We start from the raw sequence: 22,647 nt of genomic DNA on the forward strand, positions 1-22,647 counted from the left end.
CGAGAATCTGCGACCCGTTTTCGTGGGTATGACAATCAAATCTATGATCGGTAGAGTTCTCGCAGTCGTTCGTTATATCGATGACGAGATAAATCATACTGAGCACGAAAAGTCGCTCGCCGTTCGGAGGTCGAGTGTCCATCGATACGGACACACCGATCCGTTACGCTCTGAAATGTTTGGGCGATCCCATTCATTCGACTAGAAGCTACCATCGCCTGGATTGCCGCTCCGAGACAGCCCGACTCTTCTTCGGCTGGCACACTGATTTGAGCGCCAGTTGCATCAGCGAGTAGTTGCCTCCAGGCTGAGGAACGAGCCCCTCCTCCAATGACCTGGATAGACTCTGCCCGCTTTCCAGCGAGCACAAGGTCCAACCCGTTCAGGAGACCGAAGGTCACTCCCTCAACAGCGGCGCGAAGAAAATTGGGCTTGGTGTAATTGGTCGTAGAGATGCCGACCAGCGATCCCCGCGCATTGGGCATATCAGGAGTGCGCTCACCGTTGAGAAAAGGCAGAAAGGTCAGACCACCTGCTCCCGGTTCGGTCAGGTCGAGAGCCGTGTCGATGTCTGCCAAGGTCTTGCCTATAAGGGCAACCGTCGCGGTCACTACGTTTGTAGCATTCATCGTGCAGACCAGGGGCAACCAACCACCGGACGAGGAGCAGAACGGAGCGACATTGCCGGTTGGGTCTCTGGGAGCTCTCTCGCTGAACGAATATACGGTGGACGAGGTTCCGAGGCTTAGCGTGACGTTGCCCTCGCGAACGTTTCCAGTTCCGATTGCGCCCATCATGTTGTCGCCTCCTCCTGAGGAGACAACGGTGGTCGATGGCAATTTTAGTTCTGCAGCAACCTCCGGTCGTATCCGACCGACAACATCGTCGGAGCCGATCAGGCGTGGTAGAGCGGCGAAGAGTTGTCCGGTGCCACCGTCGATAAAGTCCAGGATTTCACGCTGCCACGTCCGGGTGTTCACATTGAAAAATGCAGTTCCGGAAGCATCCCCGGGTTCAGCGCAAACCTCACCAGTGAGCCAGAAGTTCAGGTACTCGTGCGGTAGGAGAATGTGACGTATACGAGTGAAGTGCTGCGGCTCTTTTTGTTTCAACCACAGGAGCTTTGAAACTGTGTAGCCTGTGAGCGGAACGATGCCGAAGCGGCGAAACCACTCCGAACGTCCGCCGAACTGTTGAATCAATTCCTCGTTCTGAGCGGACGTTTCCGTGTCGTTCCATAGTTTTGCCGGTCGAATGACCTGATGGTTCTCGTCCAAGACCACTAAGCCGTGCTGTTGCCCTGAGACTCCAATTGCAATGACGCGATCTGCCGCGGGAGCGATCGCTTCCGATACTGCGAGTCGTAACGCGCTAATCCACCACTCTGGGTTCTGCTCTCGAGCCCCAGATTCACGTTCGATAATCTGATGTCGTGCATAGCCATGACCGCATGGAAATCCATTTGCATCGACCAAAAGAGCCTTTGTACCTTGAGTTCCGCAGTCAATTCCGAGATACATGATTATCCTGTCATTTGCGAGTGCGGCGATCGCAAAAGTAGCGCGCCGCTTCAGTTATAGAATCTACAGTATTTTTCGCAGACGACACCTAATTGAGCCGACGGTCAAGAGGTTGGCTTTCACACTCAGTAAGCGTCATCTTTTCTGAATGCTAGTGGGCGAAGCAGGTCGTACGGCGGGTTGCTCTTTTCGTCTCTCGTCAGCCATCGATCATAGTTGCACGTCTCGACGATTACAGGCATTCGCGTACTCACGCCATCTAATAAATTGTTAGATTGCGTGGTGATGATGCTGTAACTGAGGATCTCTTGATCGTTTAGAGGATTCTTCCATGAGTCCCACAGAGCGGCGAGCGCAAATGGCTTTCGGTCTGTCATTTCCACGGCGTAGAATTTTCTATCCAGGTCAGAGTCTTTCCACTCATAGAAGCCTGAGACGGGTACGAGGCACCGTCCGTTATATAGCGGGTCAAGCCACATTGATCGCATCGATAACGTTTCAGCTTTAGCATTCATCGTGGCAGACCCTCGAAATTGCGACAGAGACTTGGCGAAACGAGGAATCATGCCCCACCGCATTGTGACAAGCTGGCGACTCCGTGAGGACGGTATTTCTAAAATGACAGGCTGAAATGTCGTGGGGTTAACATCGCACCTTTCCTGAGGAAATATCGCCGAGTTGTCCGTCGTACTGAGACCGGCCAACGGTTCCGTTCCCGATTCATGAAATGAACGATAGTACCTTCTGCACATCCGGAAGGTCTCCTTTCACGCGTCGTCTGCTCGTCACCGTGTAAGTAACTAATCGAGCTATCTAGTCACCACAACGGAAGATACAGTGTGTGCACGTATCGAATACGAGGGTCCGTCAATTTGCGCTTGACAGCCAACCCCGAAGACCGATACTATTCGCGGCGCAATCATTAAAACGTTATAGCACGATTTATTTCGCTGGGGAAACAATTATCAAAACGTCCAAGAGCTTTTGTAATTGGACCGTGCAGATACCGGAGATTCCTCTGAACTTTTCGACTGACGGTTGCCGCTGGACGTTCGAATCTAGCTGCTTTCTAGGCTTTAAAATTGGCCACATTTCAAAGAATTGCCTGTTTTTCTACTACGAACCCAACGCATTTCAATTTCAAACTGAAAGCCAACGTATGGGTGCACTAACCACATATTTTTGTTTGCCCGAAATAACACTACGTAAGACTTTTGAGGCTAGGACGAGGAGAGAGTTATGAAATTTTTCACAAGCGCTTTGAAGTTCTTTATGTTCGTCGTTTGTACGACGCTCCTGGCAGGAGCCCAAGAGATCACCGGAATTGTGACGGATCCGTCTGGAGCCGTTGTTCCGAACGCCACGATAAGCGCAACGCAGCGGGCGACAGGAACCGTTCGAACAACGCAATCAGGTCAATCCGGCCTTTACGACCTCTCGGGATTAGAGATCGGAATCTATGACTTGAAAGCTACTTCCCTTGGATTTAAGACCTTCTCAACATCGGGGCTTGTACTGAACGTTGCGCAAACGCTCCGGGCGAACATCACGTTCTCCGTGGGAGCAGAGTCGCAAACGGTAACAATTGAGGCCAACGCTCTTCAGGTTCAATCGGAAACCAATGAGGTCAGCTCTCTCATCACGGGAAAACAAATCGAGCAACTGGCGACGAATGGCCGCAATGTGATTTCACTGACGACTTTGGGAACAGGCGTCTCCACCACCAACCCATCCTTCAATGGTGTTACCGCGCAGGGCAGCAGTTTCAATCTGAGTTTTAACGGCATGCGTCCGGACCATAACAATTGGCTCATTGATGGTGGCGAAGTTTATGACCGCGGGAGCGGAGGCAAACTGGATGTAATGCCATCTCCGGATGTAATCGCCGAGTTTCAGATACTGGGTAGTAACTACAGTCCTGACTATGGAATTTCGTCGGGCGGCACTGTAACCATGATTCTCAAATCTGGTACTCATGATTTCCACGGCGGGTTGTGGGAGTTCAACCGCAACGATGCCTACGACGCGAACAACTATTTCTCGAAACAGGCCGGACAACCGAAGCCAGAACTCCGTTTGAATATTTATGGAGGAGACATTGGAGGCCCGGTTTGGATTCCCGGCCTCTACAATAAGGATCGCAAGAAGACCTTTTTCTTCTGGAGCGAAGAGTGGCGTAAGTTTGTTCAGGGCGCCAATCCGAACGCTGCGCAAACGATCCCTGCTTCGAATTTCCCTGTTGCGGGACAGGATCTGAGCTATACAGATTACGTCGCAAACAATGCTGCCGTGCTGCCTCTGGTTCCGGTGACGACGGATCCGGCCAAACTGGCGCAATACAGCTCATTAGGCCTGACGGCCGGGCAGCCCTTTGCGCACACATGTTTCAGCGCGACTGCCTGTGTCTCAACGATTCCTCACCAACTGTTTGACTCCAATGCCGTCCTCTTCATGGGAACCGGGGCAATTCCAATGCCTAACGCTCCTGGCAATCAGTACATTGCTTCCCCAAAACAGCCTACAGATGTCAGAGAGGACGTCGTCCGAGTTGATCACAACATCAACGACAAACTTCACCTCATGGGTCATTGGATTCACGATCAAATGTCGCAAACTATCTTCCCAGTTATGTGGAGTGGCGACAGCTACCCCACGGTAGGAGATGTCTTTGCAAATCCATCATGGGCTTCCGTCATCAGTCTGGGGCAGGTTATTTCCCCAACCCTCTTGAATGAGACCGCCCTGAATGTTAATGGCAACACGATCGATATCACAAACGCAGGTATCTACCAGCAACCCGCCGGTTGGACAGCCACGGGAATTTTTACCGGTAACAATGCGCTCAATCGGCTGCCATCTGTTGCCTTCTCTGGAGTCGGGCCTGGAACCACTTACACGACCAACTATTGGCCCTGGCATAATTCCTTTCTCGACTACCAAATTCGTGACGACCTGTCCTGGACCCGAGGGAGGCACTCCTTCAAATTCGGCGCTGGTTACATGCGAATGGACAAAAATCAGCAGCAACAAGCCGATACGCAGGGTGACTACACTTTCAATGACGGAGCCTATGCGAAAGATTCCTATGTAAATTTCCTGCTTGGATTTGCGAACGGTTATACCCAGCTCCAGGCTCAGGAGACTGCTCACTGGGTCAACAACACCTATTCGGCCTATGCCTTAGATAATTGGCATGCTCTACCCAGACTTACTCTAAACCTCGGTCTGCGGTACGATGCTCTGCCACACGTCTATGAAAAGAACAATCGTACGTCGAACTTCATCCCGTCAGCCTTCAACCTTGCCAACGCTCAAGTTCCTCGATCTGATGGAACTCTAAATCCCAACGGAGCTGGATTCAGTCAACCCGCAGGAGCACCAGTGCCGTTCTATTTGAATGGCGTGGCGCTCGCAGGTCAGGGAATTCCGAGGGGGCTGGTGCAAAACTCCTACGGAACCATTCAGCCTCGCGTCGGCTTTGCCTATGATCTCTCAGGTGACGGAAAAACTGTTATCCGGTCGGGCTTTGGTATGTTCTTCGAACGCGTTCAAGGGAACGACATCTATGGGACTGACGTAAATCCACCGTTCGCCTATCAACCGTCAGTAAACGCTATCTATTTCTCCAATCCAAATCAGAGCAGCCTGAATGGAGCTCTCGCTTCATCCCCAACTTCTCCAGCGAACTTCACCAATCTGGCGTACAACTATCCGAATCCCGGAACAATTCAATTCAGCCTGGGAATCCAACGCGAAGTGGCACCGTCCGTTGTAGCGTCGGCACAGTATGTTGGCGTGACGGGTTGGCATCAGAACGTCGAACGTGCGATCAACACTCTACCTCTTAGCGACCCTGGTACCGGCTTGTTCACGGAACGCCAAGCGGTTGCAGGCGGAGAAAATGCGAACTTCTTCAGGACCTATCCCGGATGGGGTAATATCACGCAAACCGAGAACACCACCAACAGCAGCTATCATTCATTGCAGACAGCCCTGCGCATGGAAGCCAAACACGGCTTTTCCATCCAGCTCGCGTACACCTGGTCGCACGAGATTGATATCCAAAGTGGCGATCTTACCTCCTCCACTTTGTCCGGTTCGGGTGGACAAGTCTCAGATCCATTCAATCTGAACTATGACCGCGGGTCTGGCCTCTTTGATCGCCGCAATATCTTCAACGCAAACTACATCTATGAACTCCCGTTCTTCCTCCATTCGAACAGTGCCTGGGAACGTAATTTGATCGGTGGATGGCAGATCTCAGGAGTAACGGTTGCAGAGAGTGGCGTTCCGATCAACGTCAACTACGGAACCGATACCGTTGGCCTAGGAGGCGGTACCACCAATCGCCCGAATCTCGTTAGCCAGGTCGGTTACCCCAAGAAGCAGCTCGCGTGGTTCAACACCAATGCTTTCGCAGCACCTCTCGCACCCTGGGCTGGTGGCACTAATCAGGGCTACGGGAGTGCTGGTAAGGACGCGATCGTTGGCCCTGGTCTTTTCAACTGGAATCTTGCCGTCTTCAAAGAGTTTAGGCTTACCTCTCACGAAGGGCCAAGGTTCCAGTTCCGAGCCGAATCCTATAACACCTTCAACCACACTGAATTTAATAACGTTAGCACCGGATTTACCAGTGGCAACTTCGGACAAGTCACCTCGACCTACGATCCACGTGTTCTCCAGTTTGGAGCGAAGTTCTTGTTCTGATGGATCAATACATTTCAAGCGACATAACCCCGAGCAGTGGCTTTCTCTCAGCCACTGCTTTTCTTTAGCTTCACCGTTGAACCTGCAATTGTTCCGATAGCATACTTCTATATATTCCTTCGGCTCCATGATGCGTCTATTCCACAAAACTCGGCCGCTGCTTCCTTTCGTCGTATGCGCCGCAACCTTTTCGCACGCTTTCGCTCAGACACATTCCGCACCCACCAAGATGCAACAAGCTCTCGCGTATGAAAAACGGGGCGACTTCTCAGCAGCTGAGAAGATCTGGTCCGAACTCGTCACAGATAACCCCCGGAATTCGGATGCCTGGGCTCATCTAGGTTTGATAAGAGCACTCGAGGGAAACTATCCGGAAGCCGTGATCGCGTATCGAGAGGGGCTCCAACTACACTCGCATCTGCCAGGACTTGAAGTCGATCTGGGACTTGCTTTATTTAAACAGCAAAAGCTCGAAGAAGCGGTTCAACCTCTGCAGGCTGCTGTAGCCGAATCTCCCAATGACATCAAGCCAAAGCTCCTTCTCGCCATGAGCTACTACGGACTGGGGAAGTATGCCGAAGCCGTGCCCTATCTGACAGCCGCCGTCAATTCTTCTCCTGAGAATCTCCAGTTGAGAATGACTCTGGCTCAAAGCTGTCTCTGGGCAGAGCAGTATCTGTGCACGCTCGGCCAGTTTCAAGAGATTGTGAGACTAAGCCCCGAGTCGGCTCAGGCCGACATGTTGGCAGGTGAGGCTCTCGATGGGCTCAATAAAACTGAAGAAGCAATCAAACAGTTCCGCGAGGCAGAAAAGGCATCGCCTCAGGAACCCGACGTTCACTTCGGACTCGGATATTTGCTTTGGAAAGAACACAACTTCGACGAAGCAGGGGAAGAGTTCAAGCTTGAACTCAAAGATAATCCGAATCATGCACAGGCATTAACTTATCTAGCCGACATAGCGATCAAACAGAATGACGACAGCTCTGCTAGAAGTTATCTTCAGCGAGCATTCTTGCAGCCTAAAGTTATTCGGTTAAGTTATCTCGATATGGGTATCCTCGATGCTGCCGCCGGTGCTAATGAACAAGCTAAAGCTAACTTCTTGCGCGCCATTGAAATGGACCCCGCTCAAAAAGATGCGCACTGGCGGTTGGCACACCTTTACCTTTCCGTGGGGCAACGAAAAGAGGCACAGGCCGAATTCGCCAAAATGAATGAACTGGAACAGAAGGATCGAGACACGGTTGCCAGACAGATGGCACCAAAAACGCAATAGTTTACGGCCTCTCCATTATCCTTGGAAAATGCAATTTGGAAGCCATCGTACGGGCGTCGATGTTCAGTTGGTCACCTTTGCGGTTTTCTTCAAAGGAAAATCGAACTTACGACGTCTCATCGATATTGGCATCTAGTGTTGCATCTGACGAATGCTTGTTCCACGGTACTTTCAACTTATATGCTTCTTCCAGAACTTGTCGCACTTTGCTCAGGATTCAAACCAGAAGGGGTTGCTAGTGAGGTCTATCGGAAGCCCGAAACGGATTCTTACCAGTCGCGGATCGAAACGGATCGATCTGGCCTACGCGGAAGTCTCTTCCAGCGAGAAAGCACGAGAACACAATCGCGACATTATCCTGGAGCTAATCCGGTCTCGGCAACCGGTTGCTCGTGCGGACCTCTCCAGGCTGTCTGGCCTCCAACCAAGCACTATCTCGTCTATTGTTGATCAACTCATAGCCGAGCGGTGGATTATTGAAGGGCAGACAGTGCGTAGGCCACGAGGGCGGCGCCCGACGATGCTGTCATTGAATTCAAATTTGGTTACAATCGTCGCGGATGTGCGGCCCCGCCAGGCTTATCTGGCAGTAGTTGATTTCAATGGCCGTTTCCTCGCGCAGATGGCGACCCCGATTACCTCGGATCCAGAACAGTCTGTCTCTAAACTCGGCATTGCGATGCGTAGCCTTATGGACCAACACCCGGAGAAGACTTTTGAAGGCGCAGGTGTCAGTCTTCCGGGTCGAGTCGACCCGGACACGCAGCGACTAATACTCGCGCCGAATCTCAGCTGGTCGGGGTTTGATATCAAAAAAGTTCTTCAGCAGAAACTGAAGTTGCAAGTAGAGATGGACAATGATGCAAATGCATGTCTGCTCTCAGAACTTTGGTTCGGGCGGATGGATGGAGTTCGGAATGCAGTGCTCGTGAGTTTGTCAGAGGGTCTCGGAACTGCGATTCTCGCAAATGGGCAGCTCCTCTCAGGAAAAAACGGTCTGGCTGGAGAGTTCGGTCACATTCCACTTGATCCCACAGGCATATTATGTGGATGCGGATTGCATGGATGCTGGGAGACTTTCGCATCTTCCGACGCGGCGTTGCGCTTTTATGCTGAGTTAGCTCCTGATGCGCGGAAGGTGACAATCCATGATTTGCTCCAACTTACAGAGGAGGGAGACAAGCAAGCCATTCAGGCAATTTCGAAGCAAGCCAGCTTCCTGGGCAAGGGCCTCCGTCTCATCACAGCCGCAATTTCCCCTGAGGTCATTTTGATCACGGGAGCGTTGACCACCTATTGGAATCGTTTCGGGCCGATCGTTGAAAATGAGCTGCGGGCCACAATGCTCGCGGGTACTCCGCCTCGGCTAGAGATCGCGAGCGGCGGCGAATTGGCCAGATTGAGAGGTGCCGCAGCGATCGTCCTACAGCGCCACTCTGGCTATAACCGATCAACGCATCCTGTGCGCGCCAGAGCCTGAAGCAGCTTTAGATCGCAACGCCTCACGCTTAAGCTCACTCGCCGGATTTTCGCCCATCGGAGGTCAACCTCATGTTTCGGATTCGTTGCGTGCTGCTTACTACCGTGCTAGCACTATGCCGAACCCTACTTCCGGCAACTGAGAAAGATGCGGAAGGAGGAGCCTTTTACACCGGGCAATATCGAGATCTGTTCGCAGAAATCGGACACTCACCGGACGAAAGCCGCGCAAGAATAGACGCAGCCTTTCAGCAGCTCTTTCATGGTGATCAGCAGACACAGACTCTCTTCTATGAAGTTGGAGGCAATAAGCAAGGCGCTCTGGCCTACATCACGGATATAGCCAATCACGACGTGAGAACAGAGGGCATGAGCTATGGGATGATGATCTCTGTTCAAATGAACCGGAAACACGAGTTTGACGCTCTCTGGAACTGGGCCAACACCTACATGCTCATCACTGACCGTAAAGATCCTGGATTCGGCTATTACAAGTGGTCAATGAATATTGATGGCTCTCCTCATTCGTCTACGCCGGCCCCGGATGGTGAAGAGTACTTCGTAATGAGTCTTTACTTCGCCGCAAATCGTTGGGGATCGGGAAGAGGCCTATACAACTACAAAGCTCAGGCTGATCGTTTACTTCATTTGATGCGTCACCATCCGGTGATGACCGGGTCAACGCATTCAGGAATTCGCACTATCGGTCCCATGGTTGATGAGAAGCATCACATGATCCGGTTCGTGCCCGACAGTCCGAATGAAGACTTCACCGACCCCTCGTATCATTTACCCGCCTTTTATGAGTTGTGGGCTAGATGGGGACCACCCGAAGATAGAGCATTTTGGGCCCAGGCTGCAGAAACAAGCCGCCGATTTTTCGTTCTTGCGACAGATCCAAAGACGGGGCTCTCACCGGATTACGCCAATTGGGACGGATCTCGACGACCCAGCTTTAACCGATTTTCTACCGATTTCTCCTACGACTCGTGGAGGACAGCTAGCAATTGGAGTGTAGACGCATCATGGTGGGCAAAGAGTCCGGAGGAGGCAGAACTCTCGAATCGAATTCAGAAGTTCCTGTTTTCACAAGATCTCACGGAGTTTGACGATCAATACACTCTTGCAGGTTTGGCTCTCTCCCAAAGGCACTCAGTCGGTATGGTCGCCACGATGGCGGTCGCATCCCTAGCTGCAACAAACAATCACGCTAACGCTTTCGTCGAAAACCTCTGGAATTCGGCTACGCCTTCTGGCGAACAACGCTATTATGATGGGCTGCTATATCTCATGGGCCTACTCCATTGCTCAGGAAATTTTCGCATTTACGGACCTACGTACATTCGCACGGGGCTTTAGGGATTTGTACCCGAGTGATTCCGGAAAACGCGTCCCAATCGTCAGTGAGCTTCCTCGTGCAGCACACTCACCAGATCATTCTTCCAAGAAAGCTTTCCAGCAACTCCTGCTTGCCTGAACGCGGCTTAGGATTGACTCCACGTGCTTCAGTGGCTGAGGCAATCTGGTCTAAGGTCAGATCGCCCCTGAGCATCGACTGAGCCTGCGGTGTCTGCCAACCAGAGTAGCGTTCGCTAAGGATTTGGGCATACCGTCCGTCTTCCACGATCTGAGCTGCTAACAAGAACGCTCGGGCGCACAGATCCACACCTCCTATGTGGGCATGAATCAAGTCCTCCGGATCAAAACTCTGTCGCCTGACCTTCGCATCAAAGTTCAATCCACCCTTTCCGATTCCTCCGGCTTTTATCACCTGATACATAGCCATGGTTGTTGCTTGGAGATCATTCGGAAACTGATCAGTATCCCACCCTAACAAAGGATCGCCGCGATTCATATCCAGAGAGCCGAAGATACCAAGTGTTGCCGCAGTCGCAATTTCATGTTCAAAGCTATGACCAGCGAGTAGTGCGTGATTCGCTTCGATGTTGACCGCAACCTCACTCTCTAAGCCGAACTTTTTGAGCAAACCATAAACAGTGGCAACATCAAAATCGTATTGATGGGCGGTCGGTTCCTTTGGCTTCGGCTCAATGAGGATCTGGCCCTCAAAGCCGATCTTGTGCTTATATTCCACAACCAGAGTTAGAAAACGCCCAAGCTGCTCGAACTCCTGTCCCATGTTTGTGTTCAATAAAGTCTCATAACCTTCTCGTCCGCCCCAGAGCACATAGTTCTCACCTCCAAGACTCTTGGTGACATCCATGCAATGTTTGACCGTGGTTGCCGACCAGGCAAACACCTCTGGGTCAGGATTCGTGGCGGCACCGGCCATAAAACGCGGATGAGAGAATAGGTTTGCCGTACCCCACAGCAGCTTTGTTTTATGGGTGCTCATCTTGTCGGCGAGATATTCTGCCATTACGTGGAAGTTCCTGAGGGACTCCGCAAGAGAATCGCCCTCGGGAGCTATGTCGCGATCATGAAATGTATAGAACGGAAGATCGAGCACACGAAACAAGTCGAATGCCGCATCCGCCTTGTTTCGAGCCGCGTTCATGGCGTCGCTATCGAGCATCCATGGTCGTTGAATCGTGGGTCCGCCAAATGGATCACTCCCGTTCATTGCGAGACTGTGCCAATATGCGATGGCAAAGCGGAGATGCTCGGAGAGAGGCTTTCCAAAGATAACTTTACTCGCGTCATAGTAGCGATAAGCGAGCAGATTTTGCGAGTCTTCTCCCTCATATTGAACCGTAGCGAAGGCGCTAAAAATAGATTCGATCAATTTTCTCTCCTGGCGTCGATCACGAACTTACGGTGATGCATAAGGCGAAGTTGCAACTTGGCAAGAGCATTGACACGTTCTCTGCATTCGAAGGCGACTGTCAAAAAATTTTGGAGCACAACTAAATGCTATTTTCTCAGTCACAACGTCTGCGGTTCACACATTATTTCTTTATGGAGATCACTCTAGACATGGTTATAAAACCCGAGATTATCAAATGATCCTTTGAACCGATGGAACGTATTGTTTCGAGTCAATCAAGTTTATTCGATCATAGAACAATATTCTACAGACCGGCCGCAGGAAATACCTTGAAGACATAATTCCGGCTGTTCTGTTCGGTCTTCGTGCAAGTCGTCTGCACTGTCGGCCGCGCTGCTGCTTGGGTAAGCAAATTGATGGGAAGAAGAAGATTCGGAATGATCGGCTGGTTGCTGTAGCCAACGCAAACCATATGTATGCCAATGTTCGAAAGTTGAAGGACCTCCCGAAGAAGTGGCTCGATGCTTGCCGCCAGCATCGATGCGTCTGGAGCTGCTTTCGGGTGTGTCGGTCTCGCTGCATTCGCACTGGTTGTATGGCGATCGTTGACTCTCTGTAATGCGTTTGGTGCGATTGCCCTGGCTGTAACCTGCCGGGCGGCGTTGTCCTATCTACTATAGGCGACCAGAAAGAGCTGATCGCTATGACAGCTGGTAGCTCCTCGCCATCTAAACAGGAGCAGCGTCCGAATGTTGAGAGTGCGGGCGTGCAGTAGGAATTGACTAAAGAACAGGCGACAGGAAGGCTTAACGGTAACCACGTTTTCGAGGCTCACCTTCCAGCGAACAAAAGCCCTCCAGCGGAGTCATCCGCCCGGATGAATCGCTTTCTGTTGACTCACGGCCCTACCGTCTTCCTTCTTCAAACTGCCAAAGACAGTCGTCGAAAGGATCGTCAATACTCCCAGCGACAAAAGGGCCTTGTGTAGGCCATCAATCATCAAGGCCGGGTTCGACTGAGAATGCTCTGGAATGAAAAATGCCGTCGCCAATCCCGCCGTCGCAACCCCGAAGCTGATCGCCATCTGCTGCACCGTGCTGAAGATGGAGTTCGCCGCACTGGTCTCCTCCTCCGTCGTATCCGCGTAGACCAGCGTATTCATGCTCGTGTACTGCAGCGAGCTGTAAGCCCCATACAAAAACGCCAGCGCAACAATCACCCAAATCGGTGTATGGACTCCAATCGTCGCAAACACAAGAAGCAGCATACCAATGATGATCGTATTTGTGATCAGCACGCTACGGTAGCCGAAGCGCGCCAGAAGGCGAAGTATCACCCAATTCACGCCGATCGCCGCCAGTGCCTGCGGCATAAGCAGTAACCCCGACTGAATCGGTGTAAAGCCAAGACCGACCTGGTAGAGAAGCGGCAAGAGAAACGGCACACCTCCAATTCCCAGCCGCGTAAACAAGCCGCCGCCAACGGCCGCGCGGAAGGTGCGGATCCGGAACAGATTCAGTTGCAGCAACGGAAACTGAAGCGTCTTTGCATGGATCCAATAACCCGCAAGGAGCGCAAGCGACACTACCAGCAGCCCCGTGATCTCGCGCACGCCCAGCGTATGGTCGCCAAAGACCTCAAGCACATACGACAGTAGGGCGATGCCCGAGCCAAATAAAATAAGCCCGACAACGTCCAAGGGATGCGTCTTTTTTTCGCGATAGTCCGGCAGATACAGATACACCAAGACCAATCCAGCCAACCCGATCGGAATGTTCACAAAAAAGATGAACCGCCAATGAAGATAGGCCACGATCAGGCCGCCGGCGATTGGCCCAAGCATGGGAGCGACCAGCGCCGGTATCGAGACAAAGCTCATCGCGCGGAGCAGGTCCGACTTAGAGAACGTCCGCACCAGGGTCATCCGTCCCACCGGCACCATCATCGATCCGCCCATGCCCTGCAAGATGCGGCACGCGACCAGCGCATCAATATTGGTGGAAATACCGCAGAGAAACGACCCAAACGTGAACAACCCAATTGCAGCGGCAAAGACCCGCCGCGTTCCGAACCGGTCCGCCACCCACCCGCTGATTGGAATAAAGACCGCAAGGCTCAGCGTATAGCTAGCCAACACCGCTTTCATGCTGAGAGGTTTCACATCAAGCGCTGCGGAGATTGCAGGAACAGCCGTATTAAGAATAGTGGTATCCAGCGACTCCATAAAAAACGCGAACGCTACCAGCCACGGCAGCAGATGCTTACTCGCCTCCGACGGGACCTGTACGGGCGGACCCACAGCCGATAGATTGGAAGGATTCATAAGTGACTAGGACGACGATCTTTCGCGATGTTCGTGCGATGTCTTTTTCACCATGTTCGATTCAACAAAGTGACCTCTTCATCGTAACTGTTCTCCACCCTCGTCTGTTCGATCGTCGCGGCGTTGTGCCGTGAATCGGCGCATCGATTGATGGTTCACGAATAGCGATAAGGAAGAACGGACGCGCAAACTCGCCATCCCAAACCTGGGCCTTATTGCGAAGAGAGCCACGAGGTGGCAGCTAGTAGAACCGGATCAGTAGTAGACTCAACGGGCAAGCTGGACGGTTCGGCGAAGGTGACATCAGGCTCGATGCCGTTGTCGTAGCGTTGATGAGTTCGATCTGCGTCAACGGCGCTGTTGAGGAACAGCGAGGCGCCATCGGGCAACGGTAACATTTCATTGGCGCTCGAAAGTCCGAAGGTGTGAGTGCCAAAGAAACGTGTGTGTGGACGGCCTGCAAAAGAAACAGCGATAGCTTCGCCGGAACTGATGGTGCCGCTGTCAATCAATATTGCTACTGCCGGGAGGTGCGGCAACGAAAGCGGTGCGTCAACAGCGAAGTCATTCATGTTTTTTGTTCCCAGCAGCGCCTCACCGTGTTTGTACGACCATTCGGACTGCACGGTGCCGTCAGACGAGACAAATGAGCCGGCAACGCCTTCGCCAAGCACGAAACCAATTCCGGCGAGCATGGGCCACATGTTCCCTCCTCCATTGCCTCTTAGATCGATCACCCAGCCTTTCGGATGAGCGGCCGAGAGATTAGCGGCGATACTATGTAAGTTGGTCGCATAGGTGTGGAAGTCAGCGAGGTTGTCGTGCCAGTTGGAGTGCCTGGCGCCACACGCGGGAACAGAAACCCAGGCGAAGGCTCGCTTTCCGAAGTGCACCAGATGCCCATCCGGTTGCCTGCGGATGCTGAATGGCGAGGGCGGGGGTACTTTTGCTTCCCGAGCCCAAGGGCCGAGGATGGTTCTCCTCGCGGCAGTGTTACGCTTCTTATCTGCGTCGGAGAGGTCATCAGGCACGCGCAGGAAGCTGTGGTGTTCGCGCAGCTGGGTCAACACGAAGTAGATGCCTGGGTAAGTGTCGATTGAGGTTTGCGCACCTTCAGAATGAAGGAAGGCACCCTCTCGAACAGCAGCCCAATCGATCTCCTTGCTATGGAGCGCATTTTGCTGCATCAGATCCAGGGCGTGATTCAGATACTCGGCAGCGGGCTTGGAAATCGGTGCTGAGGGAGTTGAGATCTGTGAGAATGCCCAGAAGGAAGCAACGAGGAGAGCAAGGCTAAGCAAACGGTAGGGAGTGTGCATGGTAGCCGCGTGACGATTCTAAGCCCTTATAGCCAAATAAAACGCTAATTTGTATTGAGCAACGTTATTTCCAGTATTCTGCTTCGGCCTCGGAGAAGCTTCCATGCACATTTGCGAAGTTCATCCACTCGTGTGTACTCTTCGAAGAGGCTGACCCACGCGTCCTATGACCCAGGAAAGTTTTGCTTTGTCGAAGGTCTTGTCCAGCCGCCAGTTCCAGTGCCCTTACCGCTCAGGCATAGCATTAGGCCAAAAAGCCGACTGCTAAGATGGCGATCACAATGAGATAGGTCAGCGGATATGCCCATCGTCCCATGGTATGCAGCTTCACTGCCAGCTTTCGCTTCCCCTGCTTTTGCAGAAGAAACACACCCAATATCTCGAAGATGCAAAGAAAGCAAAGCGTAAAGCTGGCCAGGAAGATCGCATCCAGAAATGAGACGTAGCCGATGCGCGGCAGATCGCGCGCAATCGTAAATTCGAATGCCACCATTGACAGCATCATGGTCATCGGGATCTTTAACAGCCAGTCAAACATCTCTGCGTCGATCCAGAACACCACGCCTGGAATGAGCGCCAGCATCATAAGAGGCACGATGATCTTCCAGATGTAGAAGCCTGATCGCCGCTTCATCGGAATCTGAAACACGGCCTCGTTTGTCGACGGCAGATTGAGTCCCCCTTTTACCCTGTCTACCGTGTACTTCACTTCCCCAGAGCTCCAGCCTGAGAGTTCCGTGTCCCGGTCGCGACTTATCCCGGTCGAAGGCAAAGGCTGAGGAGCAAAGCGAACGTCTTCATCCGAAGTGAAGAAGGTGTGAAATTCAAGCCGAAGTAATTGTGTATCGAAAGGGAACCTTCGAAAGTCGAAGTTGTTCGATACGATCGAATCGAAGCGCTCCACGTATGTGACTAAACCATCTTGATCGGCAGTAAGCCAATACTGCATTGCCTTGTGTGAGATCGTATTCGCCGATTCGATGGATGGAGCCCAGATATCACCCAATCGATAAACTCTCTTCTTCTGATCCGTTGCAGCGATTGGCAAAGCAAGCCTGGGATCTTTCCATTTCGCGGTAAGGTAGCCGCTAACCTCGAACGTCTCTTTCGTCTCATCGATGGCCACAAAATTCGTGACATAGAGCGCAACGGCCACTTCAACCGACTGGCCACCAAGCGACGGAGGCTGAAGCAGCTCGACGTTCTCTGCTTTCTGTTTATCCGAGGGGTCCTTCTTAGTCGCAGCGCCCACAGTCAGCGTCGCCAGACACGACAGCATCGCTACGTAGATTATGTTTCGCCAAAAGAAGATTCGCATGCGATCAGTTCCGATAGCAGAGGAAAAGCTTATACCATTCACAATTCGGCATGACGAAACCGGCCTTTCGCCCTCTGAATGGCTTTAGCGCGACTGAGCGAGCTGACTACCCCATAGCGTGATTCATTTGAACTATCCCATTGCTGTTTCGTCCCGGCCTTTTTTCCTGCGAAGAAGCGACTTGGGCCGCTAGACGAACTGGCTCGCGCGTGCTATTGACCAACGCGATGTTCAAGATTATGCTGTCGCTATGCGCATCCTCAATGTGCTTCATTGTTGTCGCTCGTCGCAGGGTGTTCCTGTCGAGTTGAGTGGCGTTCGTTGTTGTTGCTAGCCTCTCCTCATAGCTCTCATCAGGCAAGTCTTTTGACCGCACCACCCTTTTGCTAAAAGGCGTGGCGTTGCGTCTGTTCCGCGTTGACTCGTCTGCATAACGGCAGCACATTCTCAGGAAAACCGTCTCATGGCTTCCTATCAAAAGCAAGGACTCACGTCTTAACGTACATCGGCTTTCCACTCTATTCGTGGTTCTGCTTGCGCTGAATCTGCCGGCAATCGCGCAGACCTATTGTGGTGGAGTCCGCGGCTCCATTACAGATCCCGGAGGTGCTTCTGTTGCGGGCGCTTCCATCACGCTGACAGACGAGAGTACACATCAGACACGCAACACAACTTCAGATAGCGCTGGGACCTACGCTTTCAGTGCTCTAAAGCCGTCGATATATGGCCTTCAAGTTACAGCAGGAGGATTCGGTCCTGCGGGGTGCGCCACATCGTCCTGGAAGCACAGGATTTTTGACACTCGATATTTCGCTTGCCCTGGGTACAGCAAATAGCGTCGTCCAAGTATCTGCAGATGCTCCGCTGGTAGACTCGTCGACCGCATCCGTGAGCACGGACCTGGACCAGCGGTGGCTTGAAGATCTACCCGTTCTGGGCCGCAATCCATACATTACTGCAAAGCTTTCCGGGGTTTTCGTGAATACGGGTAACCCGCAATTTATCCGCTTCGCGGACCAGAACGGTACGTCAACGACATCGGTTGCGGGTGGGCCCGTCGCTGCAAATCTTTACCTCGTCGATGGCGTACCAATCACGGACCCAAACAATCGCCCCATCGTGATTCCGACGAGCGTTTTGATTCGCGACAGGCTGAATATCCAGTTCCGCGCGCAGACCTTCAACACTTTCAATACACCTTTGTTTGCGGGCCCAAACACCGCGTTCGGAAGCGCAAACTTCGGTGCAATTACGGCGCAGGCCAACTTCCCACGCTACCTTCAGCTTGGTCTCCATATAACTTATTGACTCAGCTACGGCACTTATTAGTAGAGGAAAAAAATGCAATCAGTGCTCACTCGCAGGTCTCTTCTAAAGAACTCCAGTCTCGCCTTAGGGGCGAGTTTCCTTCCGACGTCGGCGATCGCGACCCCGATACCCGGAGAAATGATCCACCTCAACCTGAACGAAAATGCATTTGGTCCGTCACCGAACGTCGACATTGCTTTGAGAAATGAGCTGCCGCGCCTCTCCCGTTACGCTGATGTGACGGCTGCCCACACATTCGTAGAACAGATCGCAGTTTACGAACGAGTGCCCGTGGAACAAGTGGTGCTAGGAGAGATCCTGGGAGAACTGGGTCTCTATTTCGGAAGCGAGAAAGGTTCTGGCGGTGAATTTCTATAGTCAACACCTGGATACCTTGCGCTCATCAACGGCGCCTCACGGGTCGGAGGAGTTGGAGTAGGCGTGCCTCTGAACGAAAAGTATGAAAATGATTTGCCGACATTGGCGGCAAAGGTAAACGACAAGACGCGAGCCCTCTACCTAATAAACCCCCACAACCCTACAGGCACCGTAAGCGAAGACAATGCATTCAAGAAGTTTCTTCGCGACGTTTCTCAACGTGCTCCAGTAATCGTTGATGAAGCTTACCTTGAATACACTCCAGATTTCGAAACCCGTTCAGCCGCATCTTTGACTCGTGATGGCGCGAATGTCCTCGTCTTTCGCACCTTCGATAAGATTCATGGACTTGCTGGACTTCCCATCGGCTACACTCTTGTTCCGCGTGAGCTTGCCGCCACTCTGCGCAAACAGGGAATCGGGGATGCAGAGTCTCTCGGACGTCTCAATATAGCCGCGGCCTCAGCTGCTCTTGCAGACACATCCCACGTCCGCCGGACTCGATCCATAACCGTCGCTGAACGAGCCAAATGGATCTACACTCTGGATGAGCTTGAGTTACCCCATACAAACTCTCAAACCAATTTCATCTTCTTCAACTCTGGTCATCCACAATCTGAACTCGCAGCTGCAATGCGTGCTCGCGGGATCGATATTGGCCGAAGTTTTCCCCCCTATTCCAATTGGGCCCGCATCACGATTGGAAAAGTCGATGAGAATTCCTTTGCTCAACAGCAGCTACGTCAGGTGTTGAATGAGCTATCGTCGCGTTCCTAAAATCTACCGCTGAAGGCAGGTCTTCCCTTCGTTGCCGATCCACCATCCGCTCACGCTACCTATCGTCAGTCCGTCTACACTACAAGTGCGGCCAACCCGCCGGGCCTCCTCCGACCCGGTCCGCGCCAGGACGCATGAGGACCGCCCACGATGCAGCAGCCCCTCCACAGCGGAGTTTCCATTGCGATCGCTCCCCGCTTCTATATCACCGGGCGCCAGCCGCTAAGCCCCGTCGCCATCCTGTTGGCTATCGTAGCCGCCGTCGGTGCGCTCATCTCGGTGGTCTATGCTTTGGCCCACACCGGACATTCTCATCTCTCCTCCGGCAGCTCAGGACGTTCCGCTAACGCTGCAACGGAGGCAGCCTCGGCAGCCGACGAGAAAGACGATCCATCCCAGATCGACACCATCGTACTCGGCGATCCCGCGGACGCTCCTGTGCCCGCGCGCCGGGGAGACCACGTCAGCCCCGTTCATCCCACCATCCTCGTTCGTCTGCCCCGCTTCGGCGACCAGGTGGGCCTCATCCCCGACACTCCGGCCGGCCGCCTCCTCTACGATTGGCTTGCCGCCTTCAACCAAGCAAGTTACCCCGCACTGGGCAACGCCCTTCCGAATGTCGCACTCGCCTCCGCGGTCGCTGCACAGATTGAACTACGGCAGCAGACCGGCGGCTTCAATCTGCTGTCTGCCAAAGAGGTTCAGCCGGGCATCCTCGTCTTCCGACTACGCGACCAGACCACCTCGCGGACCGAGGTTCTGGGCACCCTTCAGGTGCGTCCGAACTCCAACCCCACAGCCATCGCGAGCTTCAGCCTTCGCGCCGTGAGTCTGCCGGAACACTGAAGCGATCCATCGGTCCCAACGCTGCCGACAACTGGTAACAGCGGCATTTGTCCAGGTTGTTCCTAACGTGAATCGCGAACCGGTGTGACCCTGCTGCCTACTTCATCTCCGCCACATAGGCGGGGTTCAGCGTCCCGAGGCGCGCCGCGATCGGTAACAGGGTCGGATAGAACTGCACGAAGGTCGTGTCCGCTGCTCCATGGGCCTCGTGGCAGGCATAACAGGCCGCCGTGTAAAGGATCTGTTTGGCAGGCGTCGCGCCCTGGATCTCGAAAAAGCCCCAGCCGCCCTTAAAACGCGCTGTGTCCTTCACGTGGGCTTCGAGACCCATGATCTCGTCGGTCTGAAACAGTCCCAGGCGGTTGATCGAACCCTTCGACTTTGCCCCTCGGTTCTCAAGCAGGAGGACGGTCTTATCGGGCCAGACGCCGGTGCGCTTGAATGCGGCGTAAGGGTGGGCAGGGCGAATACATTGTCGAATATATGGGCGTCGGCCACGGCAGGATGTTCACTGTAGCTCATGTCCACGCCGGCACTCAGGAACACCCAGTCGCGGTAGTCTTTCGGCACCATCAACCGGCCGTCCGCGTCGTACCTCGGTGCGTCCGGGTTCGCCGGCGCGTTGCCCGCTGCGTAGAGAAAGAGGGTTGCGGCTAATGCGGTGATGGCGGTGAGCGGGTTAGGCGAAAGGCGCATTCTGAGGCTCCTGGAAGATGCTGTTGGTGGCCGAAGCGACGGCGTTGATCGCTCGGGTGATGCCGAACCGGCCTTCGAAGGCCCTGCGGACGCCGTCGCTGAGCGTACGGCGTCGTGAGCAGTACGCGCGATTATTTCATCAGGTATGGTCCTCGAACCTCCTCCAGCAAAGACAATCTGACTCTCAAGAATTTTAGACAGTACTCGTCATGCTCAGGAACGACGTGGAGCAACGCATGGTATTGCCTGCCGCTTTGCAATGACGATCGCTAACTCGCCCAGAAGGCATTTTGTCCAAAAATAATGATCAGACCGCGCTTGTCTGAGTTGCCGATCATCGTCCAGGGTTGAGTGACGCGTTTAGCGATACTGATCAATCCACGCCTACGCCTCAGGTCGTGGATTGAAAAATAACCTTCAAGGTATGGATATGGTGCTATCATGGCCATCTTCAAACAAGGGAAACTCTGAACTGGTGGCAAAATCTTGATGTCCGGGAGAAAGGGCTGTGATGCGAGGATCGAACTCCCACTTTCCATCTTTGCTGTTTCCTAATCACCATTGCTTCTACAGCTGCTCCTCGAAGAACGAGAGGCGGTCAGCTGGGGCTCCTGAACTTCGGGACTAATGTGTAACCGCTACAGGATGCACTCTCGCAGCGAGTCTTTGAGCGCAACGAGACATAAGGCAGAAGCAGTACCAAGACAGCGAAATTGCTCCAGTTTTCTGGAGGGACAGAATGTACGCACGATCCAAGGTTCGGAGTCTCCTTTATTTCGGGGTGGACAAGCTGGGGGTACGTTACTTGCCGGATAAGCCGAAGCTCAGCGCTGATGTTGCTGCGATCGTTGCCGGGACGATCCTGTTGTTTGGGAGCGTCGGTTGCGAAAAGAAGGAAGTTGCACCACCTCCAATGCCCCCGGAGGTTGAAGTCATCAACGTAGTGCAACAGAATGTTCCCAACTATCAGGTGTGGGTGGCGCAGCTGAACGGTCAGGTAAATGCGGATATCACCCCGAAGGTGCAGGGTTATCTGTTGAAGCGCGCCTATACCGAGGGGTTCTTCGTTCACAAAGGTCAATTGCTGTACGAGATCGATCCTCGTCCTTTTATCGCGGCGCTTGACGAAGCAAAAGCGCAGGTGGCGGTTGCTGTGGCGCAGCGCACTGAGGCGGAAAATAATGTCACGCGGGACCGTCCACTTGCTGAGCAGCATGCGATACCACAGAAGCAACTGGATACGGATATCTCCACACTTGCGGCCAACGTAGCGCAGGTAAATGCTGCACAGGCAAGCATGGTTCAGGCTGAGTTGAACCTGTCGTGGACGAAGGTGTTGTCCCCGATCAACGGCCTGGCCGGTACTTCCAATTCGAACGTTGGCGACCTTGTGGGAACCACAACCAAGATGACGACCGTCTCGGATATCAATCCGATCCGAGCCTACTTCAACATCAGTGAGAGCGACTATCTTGCGAGAGCGCGGTTGATCTCGCAGGCGGTCCGCGGTGGCAAGGCACAAGGACCGTCCTTTCCGGTTGAGTTCATCCAGGCAAATGGAACTCCCTTCCCGGCGAAGGGCAAGATCATGCTAGTCAATCGAGAGATTGCATCGCAGACGGGCACGATTCAGCTTGCAGCGGACTTTCAAAACAAGGATGGCATACTTCGGCCCGGCGGCTTCGGAAATGTTCGCATTGAAACTGGAGTGACCAAAGGGGCGTTGCTGGTTCCACAGGCAGCCGTCATCGAAGTGCAATCGATGTATCAAGTTGTTGTCGTCAGTCCGGAGAATAAAGCGATGTTTCGACCGGTCAAAGTGGGAGATCGCGTTGGAACGAATTGGATCATCACGGATGGGTTGAAGCCTGGAGAGAAGGTCATCGTGCAGGGCTTCATGAAGGTGCGGGAAGGTACGCCTGTCAGTGCTAAACCATATGTCGTTGCGTCCGTGCCCGAGGGCAACTGA

General features: G+C 53.2%; 17 protein-coding genes and 1 pseudogene. 10 read left to right on the forward strand and 8 right to left on the reverse strand.

Translation table 11 applies throughout. From position 1 onward, the window contains the following. Nucleotides 1–41: 41 nt before the first annotated feature. Nucleotides 42–1,520, reverse strand: a complete 1,479-nt coding sequence (gene xylB / locus HDF14_RS05280) for a xylulokinase (protein ID WP_183974247.1) — start codon at nt 1,518–1,520, stop codon at nt 42–44. A 125-nt stretch (nt 1,521–1,645) separates the two neighbouring features. Then, nucleotides 1,646–2,272: an SOS response-associated peptidase gene (locus HDF14_RS27420; RefSeq protein WP_183974249.1), complete on the reverse strand. Its 627-nt coding sequence runs from the start codon at nt 2,270–2,272 to the stop codon at nt 1,646–1,648. Between the two features lie 487 nt (nt 2,273–2,759). Between HDF14_RS27420 and HDF14_RS05290 the strand changes: the two genes are divergently transcribed. The 4 genes from HDF14_RS05290 to HDF14_RS05305 all read left to right on the forward strand — a co-directional run bounded on the left by HDF14_RS05290 (nt 2,760) and on the right by HDF14_RS05305 (nt 10,344). Further along, nucleotides 2,760–6,227 carry a carboxypeptidase regulatory-like domain-containing protein gene (locus HDF14_RS05290; RefSeq protein ID WP_183974252.1) on the forward strand — a complete coding sequence of 1,156 codons (3,468 nt, stop codon included), beginning with the start codon at nt 2,760–2,762 and terminating at the stop codon, nt 6,225–6,227. Between the two features lie 229 nt (nt 6,228–6,456). Then, on the forward strand, nt 6,457–7,506 hold the full coding sequence (locus HDF14_RS05295; RefSeq protein ID WP_183974254.1) for a tetratricopeptide repeat protein: 1,050 nt from the start codon (nt 6,457–6,459) through the stop codon (nt 7,504–7,506). 520 nt (nt 7,507–8,026) lie between these two features. Next, nucleotides 8,027–8,986, forward strand: a complete 960-nt coding sequence (locus tag HDF14_RS05300) for an ROK family protein (protein WP_406707186.1) — start codon at nt 8,027–8,029, stop codon at nt 8,984–8,986. Between the two features lie 71 nt (nt 8,987–9,057). After that, complete coding sequence (locus HDF14_RS05305; RefSeq protein WP_183974258.1) at nt 9,058–10,344, forward strand: glycosyl hydrolase family 8; 1,287 nt, start codon at nt 9,058–9,060, stop codon at nt 10,342–10,344. Between the two features lie 67 nt (nt 10,345–10,411). Here the strand turns inward: HDF14_RS05305 and xylA are convergent, their stop codons facing one another. The 4 genes from xylA to HDF14_RS05325 all read right to left on the reverse strand — a co-directional run bounded on the left by xylA (nt 10,412) and on the right by HDF14_RS05325 (nt 16,673). Next, complete coding sequence (gene xylA, locus HDF14_RS05310; protein ID WP_183974260.1) at nt 10,412–11,731, reverse strand: xylose isomerase; 1,320 nt, start codon at nt 11,729–11,731, stop codon at nt 10,412–10,414. Between the two features lie 847 nt (nt 11,732–12,578). Then, nucleotides 12,579–14,036, reverse strand: a complete 1,458-nt coding sequence (locus HDF14_RS05315) for a DHA2 family efflux MFS transporter permease subunit (RefSeq protein WP_183974261.1) — start codon at nt 14,034–14,036, stop codon at nt 12,579–12,581. Nucleotides 14,037–14,248: 212 nt separating this feature from the next. After that, nucleotides 14,249–15,355 (reverse strand): S41 family peptidase, encoded by a 1,107-nt coding sequence (locus HDF14_RS05320; RefSeq protein ID WP_183974263.1) that lies wholly within the window; start codon nt 15,353–15,355, stop codon nt 14,249–14,251. Between the two features lie 244 nt (nt 15,356–15,599). Beyond that, a complete protein-coding gene (locus HDF14_RS05325; RefSeq protein WP_183974265.1) occupies nt 15,600–16,673 on the reverse strand; it encodes a hypothetical protein in 1,074 nt (357 codons plus the stop codon). 524 nt (nt 16,674–17,197) lie between these two features. Here HDF14_RS05325 and HDF14_RS27425 point away from each other — a divergent pair. The 5 genes and pseudogenes from HDF14_RS27425 (at nt 17,198) to HDF14_RS05345 (ending at nt 19,982) form a co-directional block, all read left to right on the forward strand. Further along, complete coding sequence (locus HDF14_RS27425) at nt 17,198–17,509, forward strand: carboxypeptidase-like regulatory domain-containing protein (RefSeq protein WP_183974267.1); 312 nt, start codon at nt 17,198–17,200, stop codon at nt 17,507–17,509. Continuing rightward, nucleotides 17,397–17,981: a hypothetical protein gene (locus HDF14_RS05335; protein ID WP_183974676.1), complete on the forward strand. Its 585-nt coding sequence runs from the start codon at nt 17,397–17,399 to the stop codon at nt 17,979–17,981. The genes HDF14_RS27425 and HDF14_RS05335 overlap by 113 nt, the downstream gene beginning before the upstream one ends. Nucleotides 17,982–18,119: 138 nt before the next feature. Then, nucleotides 18,120–18,359, forward strand: a complete 240-nt coding sequence (locus HDF14_RS25965; RefSeq protein WP_221304559.1) for a hypothetical protein — start codon at nt 18,120–18,122, stop codon at nt 18,357–18,359. 15 nt (nt 18,360–18,374) lie between these two features. Further along, a pseudogene (locus tag HDF14_RS05340) lies at nt 18,375–19,136 on the forward strand (aminotransferase class I/II-fold pyridoxal phosphate-dependent enzyme); the annotation flags it as partial. Nucleotides 19,137–19,286: 150 nt separating this feature from the next. Next, entirely contained in the window at nt 19,287–19,982 is a 696-nt protein-coding gene (locus HDF14_RS05345; protein ID WP_183974269.1) for a hypothetical protein, read from the forward strand. Between the two features lie 97 nt (nt 19,983–20,079). On the opposite strand, the gene HDF14_RS25970 is transcribed toward HDF14_RS05345, so the two are convergent. Together HDF14_RS25970 and HDF14_RS26380 are read right to left on the reverse strand one after the other, a co-directional pair. Then, nucleotides 20,080–20,385 carry a cytochrome P460 family protein gene (locus tag HDF14_RS25970; protein WP_260698064.1) on the reverse strand — a complete coding sequence of 102 codons (306 nt, stop codon included), beginning with the start codon at nt 20,383–20,385 and terminating at the stop codon, nt 20,080–20,082. Next, entirely contained in the window at nt 20,292–20,678 is a 387-nt protein-coding gene (locus HDF14_RS26380; RefSeq protein ID WP_260698036.1) for a hypothetical protein, read from the reverse strand. The genes HDF14_RS25970 and HDF14_RS26380 overlap by 94 nt, the downstream gene beginning before the upstream one ends. A 739-nt stretch (nt 20,679–21,417) precedes the next feature. Between HDF14_RS26380 and HDF14_RS05355 the strand changes: the two genes are divergently transcribed. Then, on the forward strand, nt 21,418–22,647 hold the full coding sequence (locus tag HDF14_RS05355; protein ID WP_183974271.1) for an efflux RND transporter periplasmic adaptor subunit: 1,230 nt from the start codon (nt 21,418–21,420) through the stop codon (nt 22,645–22,647).

Origin of the sequence: Tunturiibacter gelidiferens (genome assembly GCF_014201335.1) — a bacterium.
In the GTDB taxonomy this organism is placed as follows: domain Bacteria; phylum Acidobacteriota; class Terriglobia; order Terriglobales; family Acidobacteriaceae; genus Edaphobacter; species Edaphobacter lichenicola_E.